This window comes from Mycobacterium sp. RTGN6 (genome assembly GCF_033804605.1).
Taxonomy (GTDB): Bacteria; Actinomycetota; Actinomycetes; order Mycobacteriales; family Mycobacteriaceae; genus Mycobacterium.
The window spans coordinates 182439-197448 of the sequence record NZ_JAPZKZ010000011.1 but is presented as its reverse complement, the minus strand read 5'-3'; the positions used below and the strand labels follow the sequence as shown (position 1 = coordinate 197448).

At 66.2% G+C, this 15010-nt stretch carries 15 protein-coding genes; 7 read left to right on the top strand and 8 right to left on the bottom strand.

Translation table 11 applies throughout. From position 1 onward, the window contains the following. Window positions 1-81 precede the first annotated feature (81 nt). A complete protein-coding gene (locus SLQ33_RS25900; RefSeq protein ID WP_319456841.1) occupies window positions 82-2346 on the bottom strand; it encodes an ATP-dependent DNA ligase in 2265 nt (754 codons plus the stop codon). A 29-nt stretch (window positions 2347-2375) separates the two neighbouring features. On the opposite strand from SLQ33_RS25900, the gene SLQ33_RS25895 reads away from it, so the two are divergent. After that, window positions 2376-2603 (top strand): hypothetical protein, encoded by a 228-nt coding sequence (locus tag SLQ33_RS25895; protein ID WP_319456755.1) that lies wholly within the window; start codon window positions 2376-2378, stop codon window positions 2601-2603. On the opposite strand, the gene SLQ33_RS25890 is transcribed toward SLQ33_RS25895, so the two are convergent. The 6 genes from SLQ33_RS25890 to SLQ33_RS25865 are packed head-to-tail and all read right to left on the bottom strand — an operon-like array spanning window position 2600 to window position 9240. After that, complete coding sequence (locus SLQ33_RS25890; protein ID WP_319456754.1) at window positions 2600-3868, bottom strand: DUF4032 domain-containing protein; 1269 nt, start codon at window positions 3866-3868, stop codon at window positions 2600-2602. The two genes, SLQ33_RS25895 and SLQ33_RS25890, sit on opposite strands and share 4 nt — an antisense overlap. A gap of 2 nt (window positions 3869-3870) precedes the next feature. Next, the gene (locus tag SLQ33_RS25885) at window positions 3871-4950 is read right to left on the bottom strand and encodes a sn-glycerol-3-phosphate ABC transporter ATP-binding protein UgpC (RefSeq protein ID WP_319456753.1); all 1080 of its coding nucleotides are present in this window, start codon (window positions 4948-4950) and stop codon (window positions 3871-3873) included. Window positions 4951-4980: 30 nt separating this feature from the next. Then, a complete protein-coding gene (locus tag SLQ33_RS25880) occupies window positions 4981-5850 on the bottom strand; it encodes a carbohydrate ABC transporter permease (protein ID WP_319456752.1) in 870 nt (289 codons plus the stop codon). 2 nt (window positions 5851-5852) lie between these two features. Beyond that, a complete protein-coding gene (locus SLQ33_RS25875) occupies window positions 5853-6827 on the bottom strand; it encodes a sugar ABC transporter permease (protein WP_319456751.1) in 975 nt (324 codons plus the stop codon). Next, window positions 6827-8197 (bottom strand): sugar ABC transporter substrate-binding protein, encoded by a 1371-nt coding sequence (locus SLQ33_RS25870; RefSeq protein ID WP_319456750.1) that lies wholly within the window; start codon window positions 8195-8197, stop codon window positions 6827-6829. Before SLQ33_RS25870 ends, SLQ33_RS25875 begins: the two co-directional genes overlap by 1 nt. A 23-nt stretch (window positions 8198-8220) precedes the next feature. Next, the gene (locus SLQ33_RS25865) at window positions 8221-9240 is read right to left on the bottom strand and encodes a sugar-binding transcriptional regulator (protein WP_319456840.1); all 1020 of its coding nucleotides are present in this window, start codon (window positions 9238-9240) and stop codon (window positions 8221-8223) included. Between the two features lie 143 nt (window positions 9241-9383). On the opposite strand from SLQ33_RS25865, the gene SLQ33_RS25860 reads away from it, so the two are divergent. From SLQ33_RS25860 to SLQ33_RS25835, 6 genes are read left to right on the top strand one after another with little or no spacing between them, the layout of a single operon-like run. Continuing rightward, window positions 9384-10385 (top strand): NAD(P)-dependent alcohol dehydrogenase, encoded by a 1002-nt coding sequence (locus SLQ33_RS25860; protein WP_319456839.1) that lies wholly within the window; start codon window positions 9384-9386, stop codon window positions 10383-10385. Next, window positions 10382-11821, top strand: coding sequence for a mannitol dehydrogenase family protein (locus SLQ33_RS25855; RefSeq protein ID WP_319456749.1), 1440 nt, complete (start codon window positions 10382-10384; stop codon window positions 11819-11821). Before SLQ33_RS25860 ends, SLQ33_RS25855 begins: the two co-directional genes overlap by 4 nt. Next, window positions 11818-12732, top strand: a complete 915-nt coding sequence (locus SLQ33_RS25850; RefSeq protein ID WP_319456748.1) for a carbohydrate kinase — start codon at window positions 11818-11820, stop codon at window positions 12730-12732. Before SLQ33_RS25855 ends, SLQ33_RS25850 begins: the two co-directional genes overlap by 4 nt. A gap of 24 nt (window positions 12733-12756) precedes the next feature. Next, a complete protein-coding gene (locus SLQ33_RS25845) occupies window positions 12757-13671 on the top strand; it encodes a Ku protein (protein ID WP_319456747.1) in 915 nt (304 codons plus the stop codon). Continuing rightward, a complete protein-coding gene (locus tag SLQ33_RS25840) occupies window positions 13668-14135 on the top strand; it encodes a hypothetical protein (RefSeq protein WP_319456746.1) in 468 nt (155 codons plus the stop codon). Before SLQ33_RS25845 ends, SLQ33_RS25840 begins: the two co-directional genes overlap by 4 nt. Further along, a complete protein-coding gene (locus SLQ33_RS25835; protein ID WP_319456745.1) occupies window positions 14132-14575 on the top strand; it encodes an RDD family protein in 444 nt (147 codons plus the stop codon). The genes SLQ33_RS25840 and SLQ33_RS25835 overlap by 4 nt, the downstream gene beginning before the upstream one ends. Here SLQ33_RS25835 and SLQ33_RS25830 read toward each other — a convergent pair. Further along, a complete protein-coding gene (locus SLQ33_RS25830; RefSeq protein WP_319456744.1) occupies window positions 14556-14930 on the bottom strand; it encodes a phage holin family protein in 375 nt (124 codons plus the stop codon). The genes SLQ33_RS25835 and SLQ33_RS25830 overlap by 20 nt on opposite strands. Window positions 14931-15010 lie beyond the last annotated feature (80 nt).

Genomic DNA, 15010 nt, shown 5'->3' with positions numbered 1-15010 from the left:
TGGTATGCCGACTGCCCGGACACCGTCGGGCAGCACCCATGATTCGCAATCACCTCGCGTGCATGATCTCTGGCGATTCCACTACTCCCAGTTGACCTCGTCGGGTGTCTTGTCCGGGCGCAGCCCACGCCAACTGGGCTGCCGCAGTCGGCCGTCCGACGTGCGCTCGCTGTAGCGCACCTCCCCCACCAACGTCGGCTTGACGAACGTCACGCCCTTGGCATCCAATCCGGAAAGCTTTGTATTGAAGGGGGATTCGTCCGTGTGGAGGGGCGCAAGGATTTCCTTGAGGTGGGCGAGGTCCTTCTCGGTGAATCCGGTGCCAACGCGCCCCGCGAAGTGCAGGCCACCTTCAGTGGGCACACCGGCGAGAAGCGCGCCGATCCCGCTGGTGCGACCGCCCTCGCCGGCGCGCCAACCGCCGATGACCACCTCTTGGGTGAGCCAGAGTTTGTCCTTGACCCACGACCGCGAACGTCGGCCCGGCTGGTAGGTCGAGTCCTTCCGCTTGGCCACCACGCCTTCCCACCGATGCTCCCGCGCGTACTCCAGCGCTTCCGGCCCATCTCCCGGCAGCAAATCGGGGACGATCAGCCCGCCACCGTCGGCCAGCGCCTCGAGGATGCGGCGGCGGTCGGAGTACTTGGCGCGCACCAGCGATCGGCCATCCAACGACAGCACGTCGAACGCCCAGAACTCGACGCGAGTGGAGCGCGCACGGTTCTGCATCTCCTCGAACCTCGGCACCCCCGACTCGTCGAGTGCGACGACCTCACCGTCGAGCACGATGTGGTGATCAGCCAGATCCGCGGCCAGCGCCTCGAGTTGCGGATACTCGCCGGTGACGTCACGCCCACTGCGGGAACGCAGTTCGAGTGCACCGTGGTCCGCGTCTACGAGCAACCGGTACCCGTCCCACTTGCCCTCGAACGCCCACACCGTCGACGTCAACCGTTCCACCGAACCGTGAGTGGCGAGCATCGGCGCCATGTCCGTCGGTGACAACGTCGGCTGCTCCTTCATGCGGTGCGCCAGCCAGTTCTTGCCGTCGGTCTGGATCAGCGCGTAGCGCCCCTCGATCTTCGACCCGTGAAGCGTCACGATGACCTCGCCGCCCTTCGCAGGCCCGTCCGGAGCGTTGTCGCGGAACTTCTCCGTCTCGTAAGTGCCTGAGTCCCAAACGATCACGTCGCCACCGCCGTACTCGCCGCGCGGGATCTTGCCTTCGAACGTCGCGTACTCCAGCGGGTGGTCCTCGGTGTGCACGGCAAGGTGGTTCACCGACGGGGTCTCGGGCAGGTTCTTCGGCACCGCCCACGACACCAGCACGCCGTTGCGTTCGAGCCGAAAGTCGTAGTGCAGCCGACGCGCATGGTGTTCCTGAATGACGAACGTGTCGTCATTGCCCGTCGCGGGTGCGGTCTGAGGCACCGGCTCCGGCGTCTTGCCCGGATCCCGCATGCGCCGGTATGTGGTGAGTTTGTCTGGCAGCGACACATTTTCGTCGATCGGGGCGATGAGGTCTCCATCGCGCTCCACGCGCGTCAGCACCTCGTCGAACCGCAGCTGGCGGAGGTCCGGGTCTTCGAGCTCGGCCCATGTGCGCGGCGCGGCAACGGTCGGATGCTCGCGGCCACGCATCGAGTACGGGGCGATCGTCGTCTTCGCCGAACTGTTCTGACTCCAGTCCAGGAACACCTTTCCCGTGCGCACGCTCTTGGTCATGGTGGCCGTCACCAGCTTCGGCATCGACTTCTCGAGTTGTTGGGCGATCCGCTTCGCCAGGACGGAAGCGCCGCGCGAGCTGATCGGATCGGACAGCGGCGCATAGAGGTGAATGCCCTTGCTACCGCTGGTTACCGGGTAGGTGTCCAGCCCGATGTCGGTCATCAGCTCACGGACCGCGCTTGCGGCATCGCACAGTTGCGGCATCGTCACGCCCTCGCCGGGGTCCAGGTCGAAGACGATGCGTGTCGCGGGCCCGGGTTCGCCGTCAATGAAGCGCCACTGCGGCACGTGCACTTCCAGCGCCGCCTGCTGCGCGATCCACGCCAACCCCTCGCGGGTGTCGATGACCGGATACGTCGTGGTGCCGGACTTGTGACTGATGGTTCCGCGGTCCAACCAGTCCGGGGCCGACGACGCCAGCTGCTTCTCGAAGAAGTCGGCCGCGTCGACGCCATTGGGCCAGCGCTTTCGCGTGACGGGGCGGCCCGCGAGGTGCGGCACCATGACGTCGGCGATCGCGACGTAGTACTCGAAGACCTCGGCCTTGGTCGTTCCGGTGGCCGGGTAGAGCACCTTGTCGGGGTTCGTCAGTCGGACCCGTTCGTAACGCTCCACCAGGTCAGTATCCCGCGCGTATCCTCGAAGGGGTGAGAAAGCTGCTGGTCGCGCTGACGATCGCCGCCGGGCTGGCCATTGGCGCGCCCGCGGTGGCCAGCGCCGACCCTGCCGACCACGTGCCGTACTGCTCCGGCGACCAGACCCCGATGGACACCGCCTGCCGGCCGGCGCCGTCCCAGGTCTTCACCCATGAGGGTTCGGGGCTGTCCCCCGAGCTGCCCTACGGCACCAATCCGGGCAACGAGCCCGCCATCTAATCGTCGTCGAACTCCAAGACCGCGAACGGCGCCGTCGGCACCTCGGCAATCGCCAGCTTCGCCGCGGCGTCGTTGGGTATCACGTCGCCGCGCAGTGCCACCAACGCGGCGTTGGTGCCGACGTCGCGCCCGGCCTGTTCACTGAGCAGCCACCGCACTTCCAGTAGATCGCAGTACGCCTGAATCGCCGTGCCGGAGTGGTTCAGCGCGGCGTGCGCCAGATGCTCGGTGGGTGTCACCACCTCGATCACCCACAGTCTGGCGGCGGTCGACTCGTCGACGTCGTGACCCGCCTCCCGACCCAACTGAACCTGGTAGGCGTGCAGGTCGCCGAGCAGAATGCGGGCCTGCCCCTCGCCGACGTCCAACCCGGTGAGCTCCCGAAGACGTTGCGCGTGGTAGCGCCGATCACCAACGGCGACATGGAGTTTGAGTTGACTCGGATCGGCGCTGACCGGTTGCAGCGAGACTTCGTCGACGGCGAATCCGAGGTCGTTGAGGGCACGGATGGTGCCCTCGACGCGGTAGCGGTCGGTGAAGCCGAAGACCGGTTCCGCGTGGAGCAATTCCCATAGCGAGTCGTACCGGGTGCGAACCTGCTCGGCTTCGGCGATCAACTTGTCTTGCAACGCTTCCGGCGTGCCTAGCCGCTCGGCCAGATCGACCATGCCCATGGCGACGTTCTCCACCATGATGTCGATGTCGTGCTCGCGTTGACCACGGCTCAACGTGGGATGCACCTCGGACGTCTCGGCGTCGACGAGCCAGGCTTGCAGGGTCTGGCCGTCGCGGGAGAACAGCGTGTTCGCCAGCGAGCAGTCACCCCAGAAGACGCCGTGACGGTGCAGTTCCACCATCAGGCCGGCCATCCCGTCGAGCAGCCGCGCACGGTGCTTCGGCTGATCGGGCGGCAACCGCATGAACAGCCTGCGGTACTGCCAGGACCCCTCGAGGTAGCGGGTCACCAGGATGGCGGTGTCGAACTCGGGTTGCAGCACCAGGCCGGCCGGACGCACCGCGGGAAGCTCCATTTCCTCGAGCCTGCGTAGGACGTCGTACTCCTTGGCGGCGATCCGAGCGGGCATGTCCTTGACCGCCCACAGCAGATCGTCGGCTTCGACGAACTTCACCAGGTGACGGCTAGGCCCCACAGCGATGTCGCGCAGTGGAACGTCGGGGACGTTCCACTGCGACAGCGGCCGGTCCCACGGCAGTGCGAGCAAGCCCGCAGAGGGTGTCCGGAGCCGGAACTCCGGTGCGCGCATGCTCAGTTGAGGCGTTCGCCGGTCTCGGGATGGAACAGGTGGACCACCCCGTCGGGATGGCGGCGCAGCCGTACCGTATCGGCCAGCTTGGGTGCGGTGCGCGGGTTGCACCGCGCCACCAACTCGACGCCCGAACCGGCATGCGTGTACACGTAGGCCTCGCTGCCGAGGTCCTCAACCAGGTCGACGACCACCTCCACGCCACCGGATTCGGTGAGGTCGAGTTGTTCGGGTCGGATTCCGAAAGTGACCTCCGAAAGGCCCGCGTCGCTCAGCTTGGTCAGCTGGTCGCGTTCGAGTTCCAGCGTCGAATCGCCGACCTTGACGCCGTCGCTCACGATCGGCAGCGTCACCAGGTTCATCGCCGGCGACCCGATGAAGCCGGCGACGAACGCGTTGGCCGGCCGATCGTAGAGCTCGTTGGGTGCGGCGAACTGTTGCAGCTTCCCGAACCGCAGCACCGCGACCCGGTCACCCATCGTCATGGCCTCGACCTGGTCGTGGGTGACGTAGACGGTGGTGGTGCCCAGTCTGCGCTGGAGCGCGGCGATCTGCGTGCGGGTCTGCACGCGCAGCTTGGCGTCGAGGTTGGACAGCGGCTCGTCCATGCAGAACACCTGCGGTTCGCGGACGATGGCGCGGCCCATCGCGACGCGTTGACGCTGACCGCCGGACAGCTTGGCGGGCTTGCGATCTAGGTGCTCGGTGAGGTCGAGGATCTTGGCCGCATCCTCGACCTTCTTGCGCCGTTCCGCAGCCGATACCCCGCGCAGCTTCAGCGCGAAGCCCATGTTCTCGGCGACCGTCTTGTTCGGGTACAGCGCGTAATTCTGGAACACCATCGCGATGTCCCGGTCCTTGGACGGCACCCCGGTCATGTTCTTGCCGCCGATTTCGATGCTTCCCTCGTCGATGTCCTCGAGGCCGGCGAGCATGCGCAGCGCCGTGCTCTTGCCCGAACCCGACGGGCCGACCAGGACGATGAACTCGCCATCCTGGATGTCGAGGTTGAGGGCGTCAACCGCGAGTTTGTCCGAACCCTCGTAGATGCAAGAGGCGTTCTTGTAGGTGATTGCAGCCATGGCTCTGTGCTCCTTTTGAATTCAGGGAAGTTACTTGATCGCGCCGAACGAAAGTCCGCGCACCAGCTTGTTTTGGGCGAACCACCCGCAGAGGATCACGGGAAGTGCGGCCATGGTTGCGGCCGCCGACAACACGGCCCAGTACTGACCCTCACCGGCGATGAATCCGACGAGATACACCGGCATGGTCTGAGCGTTCACCGCGGTCAGGTTCACCGCGAGGAAGAACTCGTTCCAGGCGAAGATCACACAGATGAGCGCAGTGGCCGCGATGCCGGGTGAGACCAACGGAAGGATCACCTCTCGCACCGACCGCCACAGACTCGCGCCGTCCAGGCTGGCGGCCTCGAGGAGTTCGCCTGGCACTTCGAGGAAGAACGAGCGCATCATCCAGATGGCGATCGGCAGGTTCATCGAGGTGTAGAGGATGACCAGGGCCCAGATATTGTCCAGCAGACCGATATTGGACACGATCACGTACAGCGGCAGGATCGCCGCGACGACGGGCAGCATCTTGGTGCTCATGAAGAAGAACAACGCATCCGATGTCTTGCGGACGGGCCGCAGCGACAACGCGAATGCCGCGGGGACACCGAGCAGCAGCACCAGGATCGTCGACATGCCGGTCGCGAATACCGAGTTCAGCATCGCAGGCCCGATGCCCTGATCGAAAACTGCACTGTACTGATCCAGGGTCGGGGTGAAGAACAGCGTCGGCGGACTGGTCGCGGCGTCGCTTTCCTGTTTGAACGACGTCAGGACCATCCAGAACACGGGGAAGAAGAACCCGAGCCCGACGAGCCAAGCCACCACTGCCCACGGGCTGAACTTCTTGGACTTCTTCTTGCGGACGGGCGCCGCATCGCTTGTCGCCGTGGTTCGTTCGACTGTGGTGGTCATTTCTAGGCCGCCTCTTCCTTGCCGGAGAATGATTTGAAGATCAACCGAAGCGCGAAGCTGGCGATGATCATCGTGAAGATGACGACGACCACGCCCATGGCGGCGGCCTGGCCCATGTCGAAGCCCAGGAACGCGCGCTGGTAGATGTAGAACGGCAGGTTCGCACTGGCGACGCCCGGTCCACCCTGCGTCATCATGAAGATGGCGTCGAACGTGTTGACCAGGTAAACCGCACCCAGCACCACTCCTAGTTCGATGAAGCGCCGAAGGTGGGGCAGCGTCAGCTCCCGGAAGAGCTGCAACGCGCCGGCCCCGTCGACCCGGCCCGCCTCGAGTTGGTCACGAGGCATCGAGGTCAGGCCGGCCAGGATGAGCAGCATCATGAACGGCGTCCACTGCCAGATCAACTCGACCATCACCATCGCGAGGGGGAAGTCGCCGATCCAGTCCACCGGACCAAGGCCCACCAAGGAGAGCACCCAGTTGAGGATGCCGTTGTTCGGATCCAGAATCGTGGTCTTCCAGATCAGTGCCCCCGCAACGGGTGTGATTAGGAACGGCGTGATCAACAGCGTCCGGACAACCCCGCGTCCGAGGAACGCGCGATCCAACAGCAAGGCAATCAACAAGCCGAGCAGAGCTGAGATCAAAACCACGCCGACGATCAGGATGACGGTGTTGCCGGCCACCGACCAGAACTGACTGTCCTTGACCACCGAGATGTAGTTGTTCAGCCCCACGAATTGCCGTGACCCTGGACGAACCAGGTTCCACGACAACGTCGAGTAGTACAGGGTGAACAGGAACGGGACCTGCGTGACCGCGATCATGAAGATCAGCGCGGGTAGCAGTGGCCCTCGCCTGCGCCACCCCTCGGCGCGGCTCACGCCGGTGTCCTGGGCTTCCCGGATCTTGCGGACCCGTTCGGCCACTGCCCCCTGACTGGCGTCTGACTCGGTATCAGCAGTAAGAGTCATCACTTCTCCTGGTATGTCTTGCCGACGACCTCGGCGTATTGCTGTGCCTGGGCGAGCGCGTCCTCGACGGACTTCTGTCCGGCGATGGCCGCACTGATCTGCTGGCTCACCCGTGTCCCCAGATCCTGGAACTCGGGAATCCCGACGAACTGCACGCCGGTGTACGGAACCGGTTGCACCGTAGGCTTCTTCGGAGTCGAGTCCGTGATCGACTGCAACGTCAACGGGCCATAGGACTTCGAGATCGCCTCATACTCCGGCAGCTCTGTGTAGGTGGACGTTCGGCTGCCCGGTGGGACACGGGCCCAACCCAGCTTCTCACCGACCAGCTTCATGTAATCCTTGCTAGTCATCCACGAGATGAACTTCCATGCACCGTCGGGGTTCTTGGCGCCCTTCGGAATGCCCAATGCCCACGTGTAGAGCCAACCCGAGTTGGGCTTCTCGACGATCGGCGCGGGCAGGTAGCCGATCTTGCCCACCAGATCTGGGTACGTCTTCGGATCCTCGAGCACCGAGACCGCCGACGTCGCGTCGTACCACATCGCCGTCTGACCCTGACCAAACAGGTTGGCGCACTCCTGGAATCCGGTCGACGAGGCGCCGAGCTCTCCGGCACTGTTGATCAGGTCGACGTAGAAGTTGACGGCCTTCTTGACTTCGGGGCTGTTGAGCTGTGCGTTCCAGTTCTCGTCGAACCAGCGCCCGCCGAAGGTGTTGATCACGGTGTCCAGCGGTGCCAGCACCTCACCCCAACCGGGCTTGCCGCGCAAGCAGATTCCCGCCCGGTCATCGGTCTTCAACGTCTTGGCCCACTCCGCGACCTCTTGCCAGGTCGGCTGATACTTCGGGTCCTGATTGACCTTGATACCGGCTTGTTCGAAGAGGTCCTTGCGGTACATCAGGAACGACGACTCACCGTAGAACGGGACCGAGTACATATTGCCCTCGTAGGACAGCGAGTCGCGAAGCGACGGAATGAAGTCGGCCTCGTCGTACCCGGGCGTGTTCTTGGCGTACTCCGAAAGATTGAGCAGCCAACCGTCTTTCGCCCACTGCGGTGTTTCGAAGTTGCTGATCATCACGACGTCGAACTCACTGCCACCCATCGCGGTCGACATGGTGATCTTGGCGCGCGCCTGGTTCTCCGACAGCGAGATGAACTTCAGCTTCGTGCCCGGATTCTCCTTCTCGAACTCCGACGACAACTTCTGGGCGTCTGTCATCTGCGAGTTGGACACCAGGGCGATCGTCACCTCGTTCTCCGATGCCCCCAGGCTGCCCGCGCCGGCGCAGCCGGCGGTGAGCACCAGTCCAGCCGCGGCGACGCACGCCGATAGCTTGTGTAGCACCCTTCGTGTGGTCTTCACCTTTTACCTCACTCCTCGTCGAGTCATTGAGCTAGTAGCCAACGGGCACAATCGATGTCGCATACCAAGAGCTTCGCCAACTTGCCACGAAGCGCTGCCAGGGTGGCGCGGTGCTTGGCGGCACCGCTGGAGATCAGGATGGTCTTCACGCACGCGCGAATGTCCTCGAGCGGGACCGACACCGCGCGGTGGGCCAGCTCGGTGACGATCGGCTTGCCGTCGGAATCGAAGAAACGCCCGCCGATCTCGCCCACCGCCCCGAGCGAGAGGAGTTCGTCGAGCATCCGCCCGTCGAGGAAGCTGCCTTCGAACAAGGTGGTGGACGTGGACGCCGCGCCAACGCCGAACAGCATCGTGTCGGCGCGCCGGCCCGCTTCCAGAGTGCGGGAGATGACCGAGTCGCTTCGCATCGACGCCACCGTCGTTGGATCGGCGTAGAGCGGTGCAGGCAGCCGGATCGCGTTGGCGCGCAACACGTCCGCACTGCGGCTCAGAATGAGCTCCATGCCGGTCTGATACGTCGCCGTGGACATCGCACCGTCCAGCTGAACCACCGTGCGACAACTCGCCACCCCGGGGGCCAGCGCCGTCACGACCGCGACCTGTTCTGGGCCCCAGGTGAATCCGAGCACGTCGTCGGCGGAGAGCCGGCGCATAAGCAGGGCGGCGGCGGCGCGGCCGACGCTGGCGAAGACGGCGGGGCGGCCGGGCGTGCCCACGTCGACGCCGTGTCCGGTGACGACGGCCTCGGTGAGCCCGAAGCGCAGCTCGAGTTCGCGTTCCTCCTCGGCGTGCAGGCTGTCCTGCAGCGTGGGGGGCACGACGACCTCGATGCGCACCAGTCCCTTTGCCTTGGCCCGCGCGATGAGTCGCCCGGCGGTGGGCCGCGACACCCCGAGCCGGGCGGCGATCTCGGCCTGAGTGAGTCCGTCGAGGTAGTAGAGCGTCGCGGCGCGTAGGGCGAGCCGGAGATCCTCGGGCGTCGCGGCGGCGACACCGGCCGTGGCGGCAGCTGAATCGTGCGCGGCGGCGGCCCGGGCCACCTGGCCGTTCGACGTCGGTGTCGTCACGATTCCCGCTCCGCCTTTCCTTCGTCGCGTGTGAGCATTTGCTCAGGGGTGCGAGTAGATGCTCATCACGCTAACATCGAAGTGTGACGTACACAACACCCTCGATTTCCAAATACATGCGCGCCGCCGTCCTCGTCGCACCCGGTCGGATCGAGGTGGAGGAACGTCCGGTGCCAGTCCCGGCGCCCGGCGACGTGCTGGTCCGCGTCTCGAGGGTGGGCGTGTGCGGGTCGGACACCCACTACTACCGCGAAGGGCGCGTGGGCAGCTTCGTCGTCGACGGCCCCTTGGTGCTCGGCCACGAAGCGGCGGGCACGATCGTCGACGTCGGGGCGTCGGTGGACACCCGTCGCATCGGCGAGCGGGTGTCCATCGAGCCCCAGCGACCCGATCCCGAGAGTGCCGAGACGCGGCGCGGCGACTACCACCTCTGTCCGCACATGGCGTTCTTCGGCACCCCGCCGGTCGACGGCGCCTTCTGCGACTACGTGACCATCGGCGCGTCGTTCGCGCACCCGGTGCCCGACTCCGTGACGGATGACGCCGCCGCGCTGTGCGAACCCCTTTCGGTAGGCATCGCTGCCGTGCGCAAGGCCCGGATCGAGGCCGGCGCTCGCGTGCTGATCGCAGGCGCCGGCCCCATCGGCATGGTCATCAGCCAGGTCGCCCGCGCGTTCGGCGCCGCCGAGGTCGTCGTCAGCGATCCGGACGGAGCACGGCGCAGGCGAGCGGCCGACTTCGGGGCGACCACGTTGCTCGATCCGGCGTCCGACAGCCTCGACGACCTGGCCGTGGACGCCTTCATCGACGCCTCGGGGGCACCTCCGGCGGTGGTGGCCGGGATCCGCGCCGTACGCCCGGCGGGCATCGTCGTTCTGGTCGGGTCGGGCGCGGAGTCCATGATGCTGCCGACGCAGCTGATCCAGAACCGAGAACTCGTGCTCACGGGCGTGTTTCGCTACGCCGACACGTGGCCCTCCGCCATCGCGCTGGTCGAGTCCGGTCGCGTCGACCTCGACGCGATGGTGACGGGGAGATTCCCGTTGGAACAGGTCGCCGAAGCCCTCGACTCCGACCGGGTGCCGGGTACCGTCAAGACAGTGGTGACCGTTTCATGAAGCTCAACAGCGAAAACCTGGGACGAATCCCGATCGCCAAGCCGGGCTACGACCGACGCGAGATCGGCGTCGGCATGGTGCATTTCGGCGTCGGTGGGTTCCACCGCGCACATCAGGCGATGTACGTCGACCGCCTGCTCGACACCGGCACCGCCAACGAGTGGGGCATCTGCGGAGTCGGCGTGCTGCCCGGGGACCGCAGGATGGCCGACGTGCTGGACGCTCAGGACGGGCTCTACACGCTGGTGTCCGAGTACCCCGACGGGCACCGGGAACCGCGGGTCATCGGGTCGATCGTCGACTACCGCTTCGCTCCCGACGATCGCGAGGCGGTGGTTGAAGTGCTCGCCGCACCGAGCACGCGAATCGTCTCGCTGACCATCACCGAGGGTGGCTACCAGACCGAGAATGCGGGCCCCGACAGTGTCTTCGGCTTGGTGGCCGACGCGCTGGCCCGCCGCCGCGACCGCGGGCTGCCGTCGCCGACGGTGGTGTCGTGCGACAACATCGAGGGCAATGGCGACGTCGCGCGCGAGGCCTTCACCGCGTACGCCGAACGCACCCATCCCGGCCTCGCCGGCTGGATGGCCGACCACACGCGCTTCCCCAACTCGATGGTGGACAGGATCACCCCCGTCACCACACCCAACGTCATCGAGGCGCTGGCAACGGAATTCGGCGTCGAGGACCAGTGGCCCGTCGCCGCGGAGCCCTTCACCTCCTGGGTGCTCGAGGACTCCTTCTCCGACGGCAGGCCCGCGTTCGAGGACGTCGACGTACTGCTGGTCGACGACGTCACGCCGTACGAACTGATGAAACTGCGGCTACTCAACGCCAGCCACCAAAGCCTCTGCTACTTCGCGTACCTGGCCGGGTACCGCTTGGTGCACGAGGCCGCGGGCGACCCGCTCTTCGCCGAGTTCCTCGGCCAGTACATGGATTCCGAGGCGACGCCCACGCTGCTGCCCGTGCCGGGCATCGACTTGCCCGACTACAAGCGCACGCTGATCGAACGGTTCGCGAACCCCAGCGTGCGGGACACCGTGGCCCGACTGTGCTTCGGCTCGTCCGACCGGATCCCGAAGTGGCTGTTGCCGGTGATCAGGGAGAACCTGGAAAGCGGCGCACCGATCCGGCTGTCCGCGGCGACGGTGGCCAGCTGGGCGCGCTACGCCGAGGGCGTCGACGAACAGGGCGACCCGATAGAAGTCCAGGACCAACTGGCTGAAACGCTTGTCCCCCTGGCAAAGTCGCAACTCGAACACCCGCTCGCATTCATCGAGAACACGGCAGTGTTCGGCGACCTCGCCCAACACGAACGCTTCGTCGACGCATACCTGTGGGCGCTGGACTCACTGCACCGCAACGGTGCACGCGCCACCCTCGAACAGTTGGTCGGCTTCAGGGGCGAGCGAAGCGACGGGGAAGGCAAATGACCCCGCGGGCCCTGGTCATCGGCGAGGCCCTCATCGACATCGTCGAGCGCGACGGCGAAGTCCTCGGCGAGCACGTCGGCGGCAGCCCGCTCAACGTGGCGGTCGGCTTGGGCAGGCTGGGCCGCCCCGTCGACTTCCTCACCCACATCGGGCGTGACGCCAGGGGCCGGCGGATCGTCGACTACGTCGAAGCGTCTGGGGTGCAACTCGTTTCGGGCAGCCTCGACGCCACCCGTACGCCGACGGCGCTGGCCCACCTGAACGCCGAAGGCGCTGCCGACTACGAGTTCGACATCGAGTGGCAGCTGTCGGGCACTGCGGAGGGCGCGCCACCACTCGTCGCGCACACGGGGTCCATCGCCGCGTTCCTCGATCCGGGCTGCCTGGCCACCGCCGCCCTGCTGGACGCCTACCGCGCATCGGCCACGATCACCTACGACCCCAACGTGCGAACCGCGCTCATCTCCGACCGCGACCAGGCGATCGCCCGCATCGACCGCATGGTCGAGAAGGCCGACGTCGTGAAGGCCAGCGACGAGGACCTGCACTGGATCGACCCGAATCATTCGCCGGAGCAGATCGCGGCCACGTGGCTGAGCCTCGGGCCGGCGATCGTCGCCGTGACGATGGGTGGCCGCGGCGCCTTTGCCATCAGCGCGGCGGGAACGGTGCGGGTGGCTGCGCCGCCGGTGCAGGTGGTCGACACCGTCGGCGCGGGAGACTCGTTCATGACCGGACTCATCGACGCGCTGTGGTCCCTGGACCTGCTCGGCGCCGCCAAGCGGGCCGCCCTTGCGCGCATCTCGCTCGCCGACCTGGAGCGCGTAGTCGCGGAGGCCGTGCGCGCCGCGGCCGTGACGGTGTCTCGGGCGGGCGCCGACTTGCCCGACCGCGCCGCGCTCCAAGGCTGAGCAGCCCGTGGTCCATACTGGGTTATGCGTTCCATCTGGAAGGGTTCCGTCTCCTTCGGCCTGGTAAACGTGCCGGTCAAGGTCTACAGCGCCACCGAAGACAACGACATCAAGTTCCACCAGGTGCACGCCAAGGACAACGGGCGTATCCGCTACAAACGCGTCTGCGAGATCTGCGGCGAAGTCGTCGAGTATCGCGACATCGCACGGTCCTACGAATCCGACGACGGGCAGACCGTCGTCATCACCGACGAGGACATCGCCACGCTCCCCGAGGAGCGCAGCCGCGAGATCGAGGTGCTCGAGTTCGTGCCAGCCGAGCAGATCGACCCGATGCTGTACGACAAGAGTTACTTCCTCGAGCCCGACTCGAAGTCGTCGAAGTCCTACGTGCTGTTGGCCAAGACGCTCGCGGAGACCGACCGGATCGCCGTCGTGCACTTCACCCTGCGCAACAAGACGCGGCTGGCGGCGTTGCGGGTCAAGGACTTCAGCAAGCGCGACGTCATGATGATCCACACCCTGCTGTGGCCCGACGAGATCCGCGACCCCGACTTCCCCGTGCTCGACAAGGAAGTCGACATCAAGCCCGCCGAGTTGAAGATGGCCGGTCAGGTGGTCGAGTCGATGACCGACGACTTCGATCCCGACCAGTTCCGCGACACCTACCGCGAAGAAATGCTCGAGCTGATCCAGGCGAAGATCGAAGGCGGAGAGGCCTTTACCGTCGAGGAGCCAGAACCCGAGGACCTCGACGACACCGAGGACGTCTCCGACCTGCTGGCCAAGCTCGAGGCCAGCGTCCAGGCGCGCAAGGGCGGCGCGAAGGAGGCACCTGCCAAGAAGGCCCCAGCGAAAACGGCGGCGGCCAAGAAGGCACCGGCGAAGAAGGCTGCTGCGAAGAAGGCGCCCGCCAAGAAGGCCGCGGCCAAGAAGTGACCGACTTATCGGGGCTCGCGAAGCACCCGGTGACGACGGTGGCGGTCGGCGCAGCGGCGACGGCGCTGGGCCTGGCCGCCGAGACGTACCGGGCGGCCGAACGACTGCCGATCGTGGGCGCTCGGTTACGCGACGTCCGTTCGACGTTGGAGCGGCGGGGTGAGGACGTCCTGTCCACCGGACTCGAGCCCGTCATGGCGACCATCGCGGCCGTCGCGGTCGAGGTCGTCCATCGCGTGCTCGACGAGCTCGACCTCAACGAGCTCGTCCGGGAACGCATCGACCTGATCGGGTTGGCCGACGAAGTCGTCGCGGGCATCGACCTGCCTGCGATCATCCGGGACTCCACCGGAAGCGTGACCGCCGACGTCATGGACGACGTGCGCAGTCAGGGCGAGCGCGCCGACGACGTCGTGTCCGGTCTGGTCGACCGAATCCTCGGCCGCGACAAGGACACCCGTTGACCGAGCCGGAACCGCCGCGCGCCGCCGGCGTCGTCAGCCGCTGCGTGGCCGCGGTCGTGGACCTGGCAGTGGTACTGGCCATCATCGGCATCCTGTACGCCGGACTGGTGCTCGCCGTGCTCGCGCTGAATCCGTCGTCGTTCCGCTTCCCGGCGGTCGGCGTGGTGTTCTCCACGACGGTGACGTTCGGCATCTCGGTGCTGTATCTCGCCGGCTGCTGGGCGGTTTCTGGGTGTACCGCGGGCGCGGTGTTGATGGGGCTGCGGGTGACGGGCCGGACGTCGGAGCGCCTATCGATCGTGCGGGCCCTACTACGCGCGGTCGCCTGTGTCGCGGTGCCTATCGGACTGCTTTGGGTGGCCGTCGACAAACGACGACGGTCGTTGCAGGACGTGATCTTCGGCAGTCGCGTCGTCTACGTCAGCCCGCCTTCTCCTTGAGAAACAGCTTCGGTAGCAGCACCGTGGCCAGCGCCGAGACGAGCCACACCACGACGGTGGCCCCGATCCAGGCGCCGATGCCGCGGATGGTCAACCCGTTGGTCAACACCGACGCGAGGATGAGCGCCAGCAGCGTCGAGATCAGCCCGATGCCGCCAAGGAAGGCCGACGCGTAGCGGTTGGCGAGCTTGGCGATGAACGGCGACAGGATCGCCTGCGCGACGGAGAACACGACGACGGCGACGACGAACCCCAAGGCTCGCACCGACACGCCCTTGATCAGCCACGCCGCGATCAAGAGTCCGACGGCCGACGACCCGAGGAACACGGCCACCCGCAGCAGCATGGTCTTCATGACCGAAGCGTAGATCGGCGGCCGCCGACTCCACGCCGAACGTGCCGCCACGGCGAGAATCGGGGCGAATCTTCGCCACC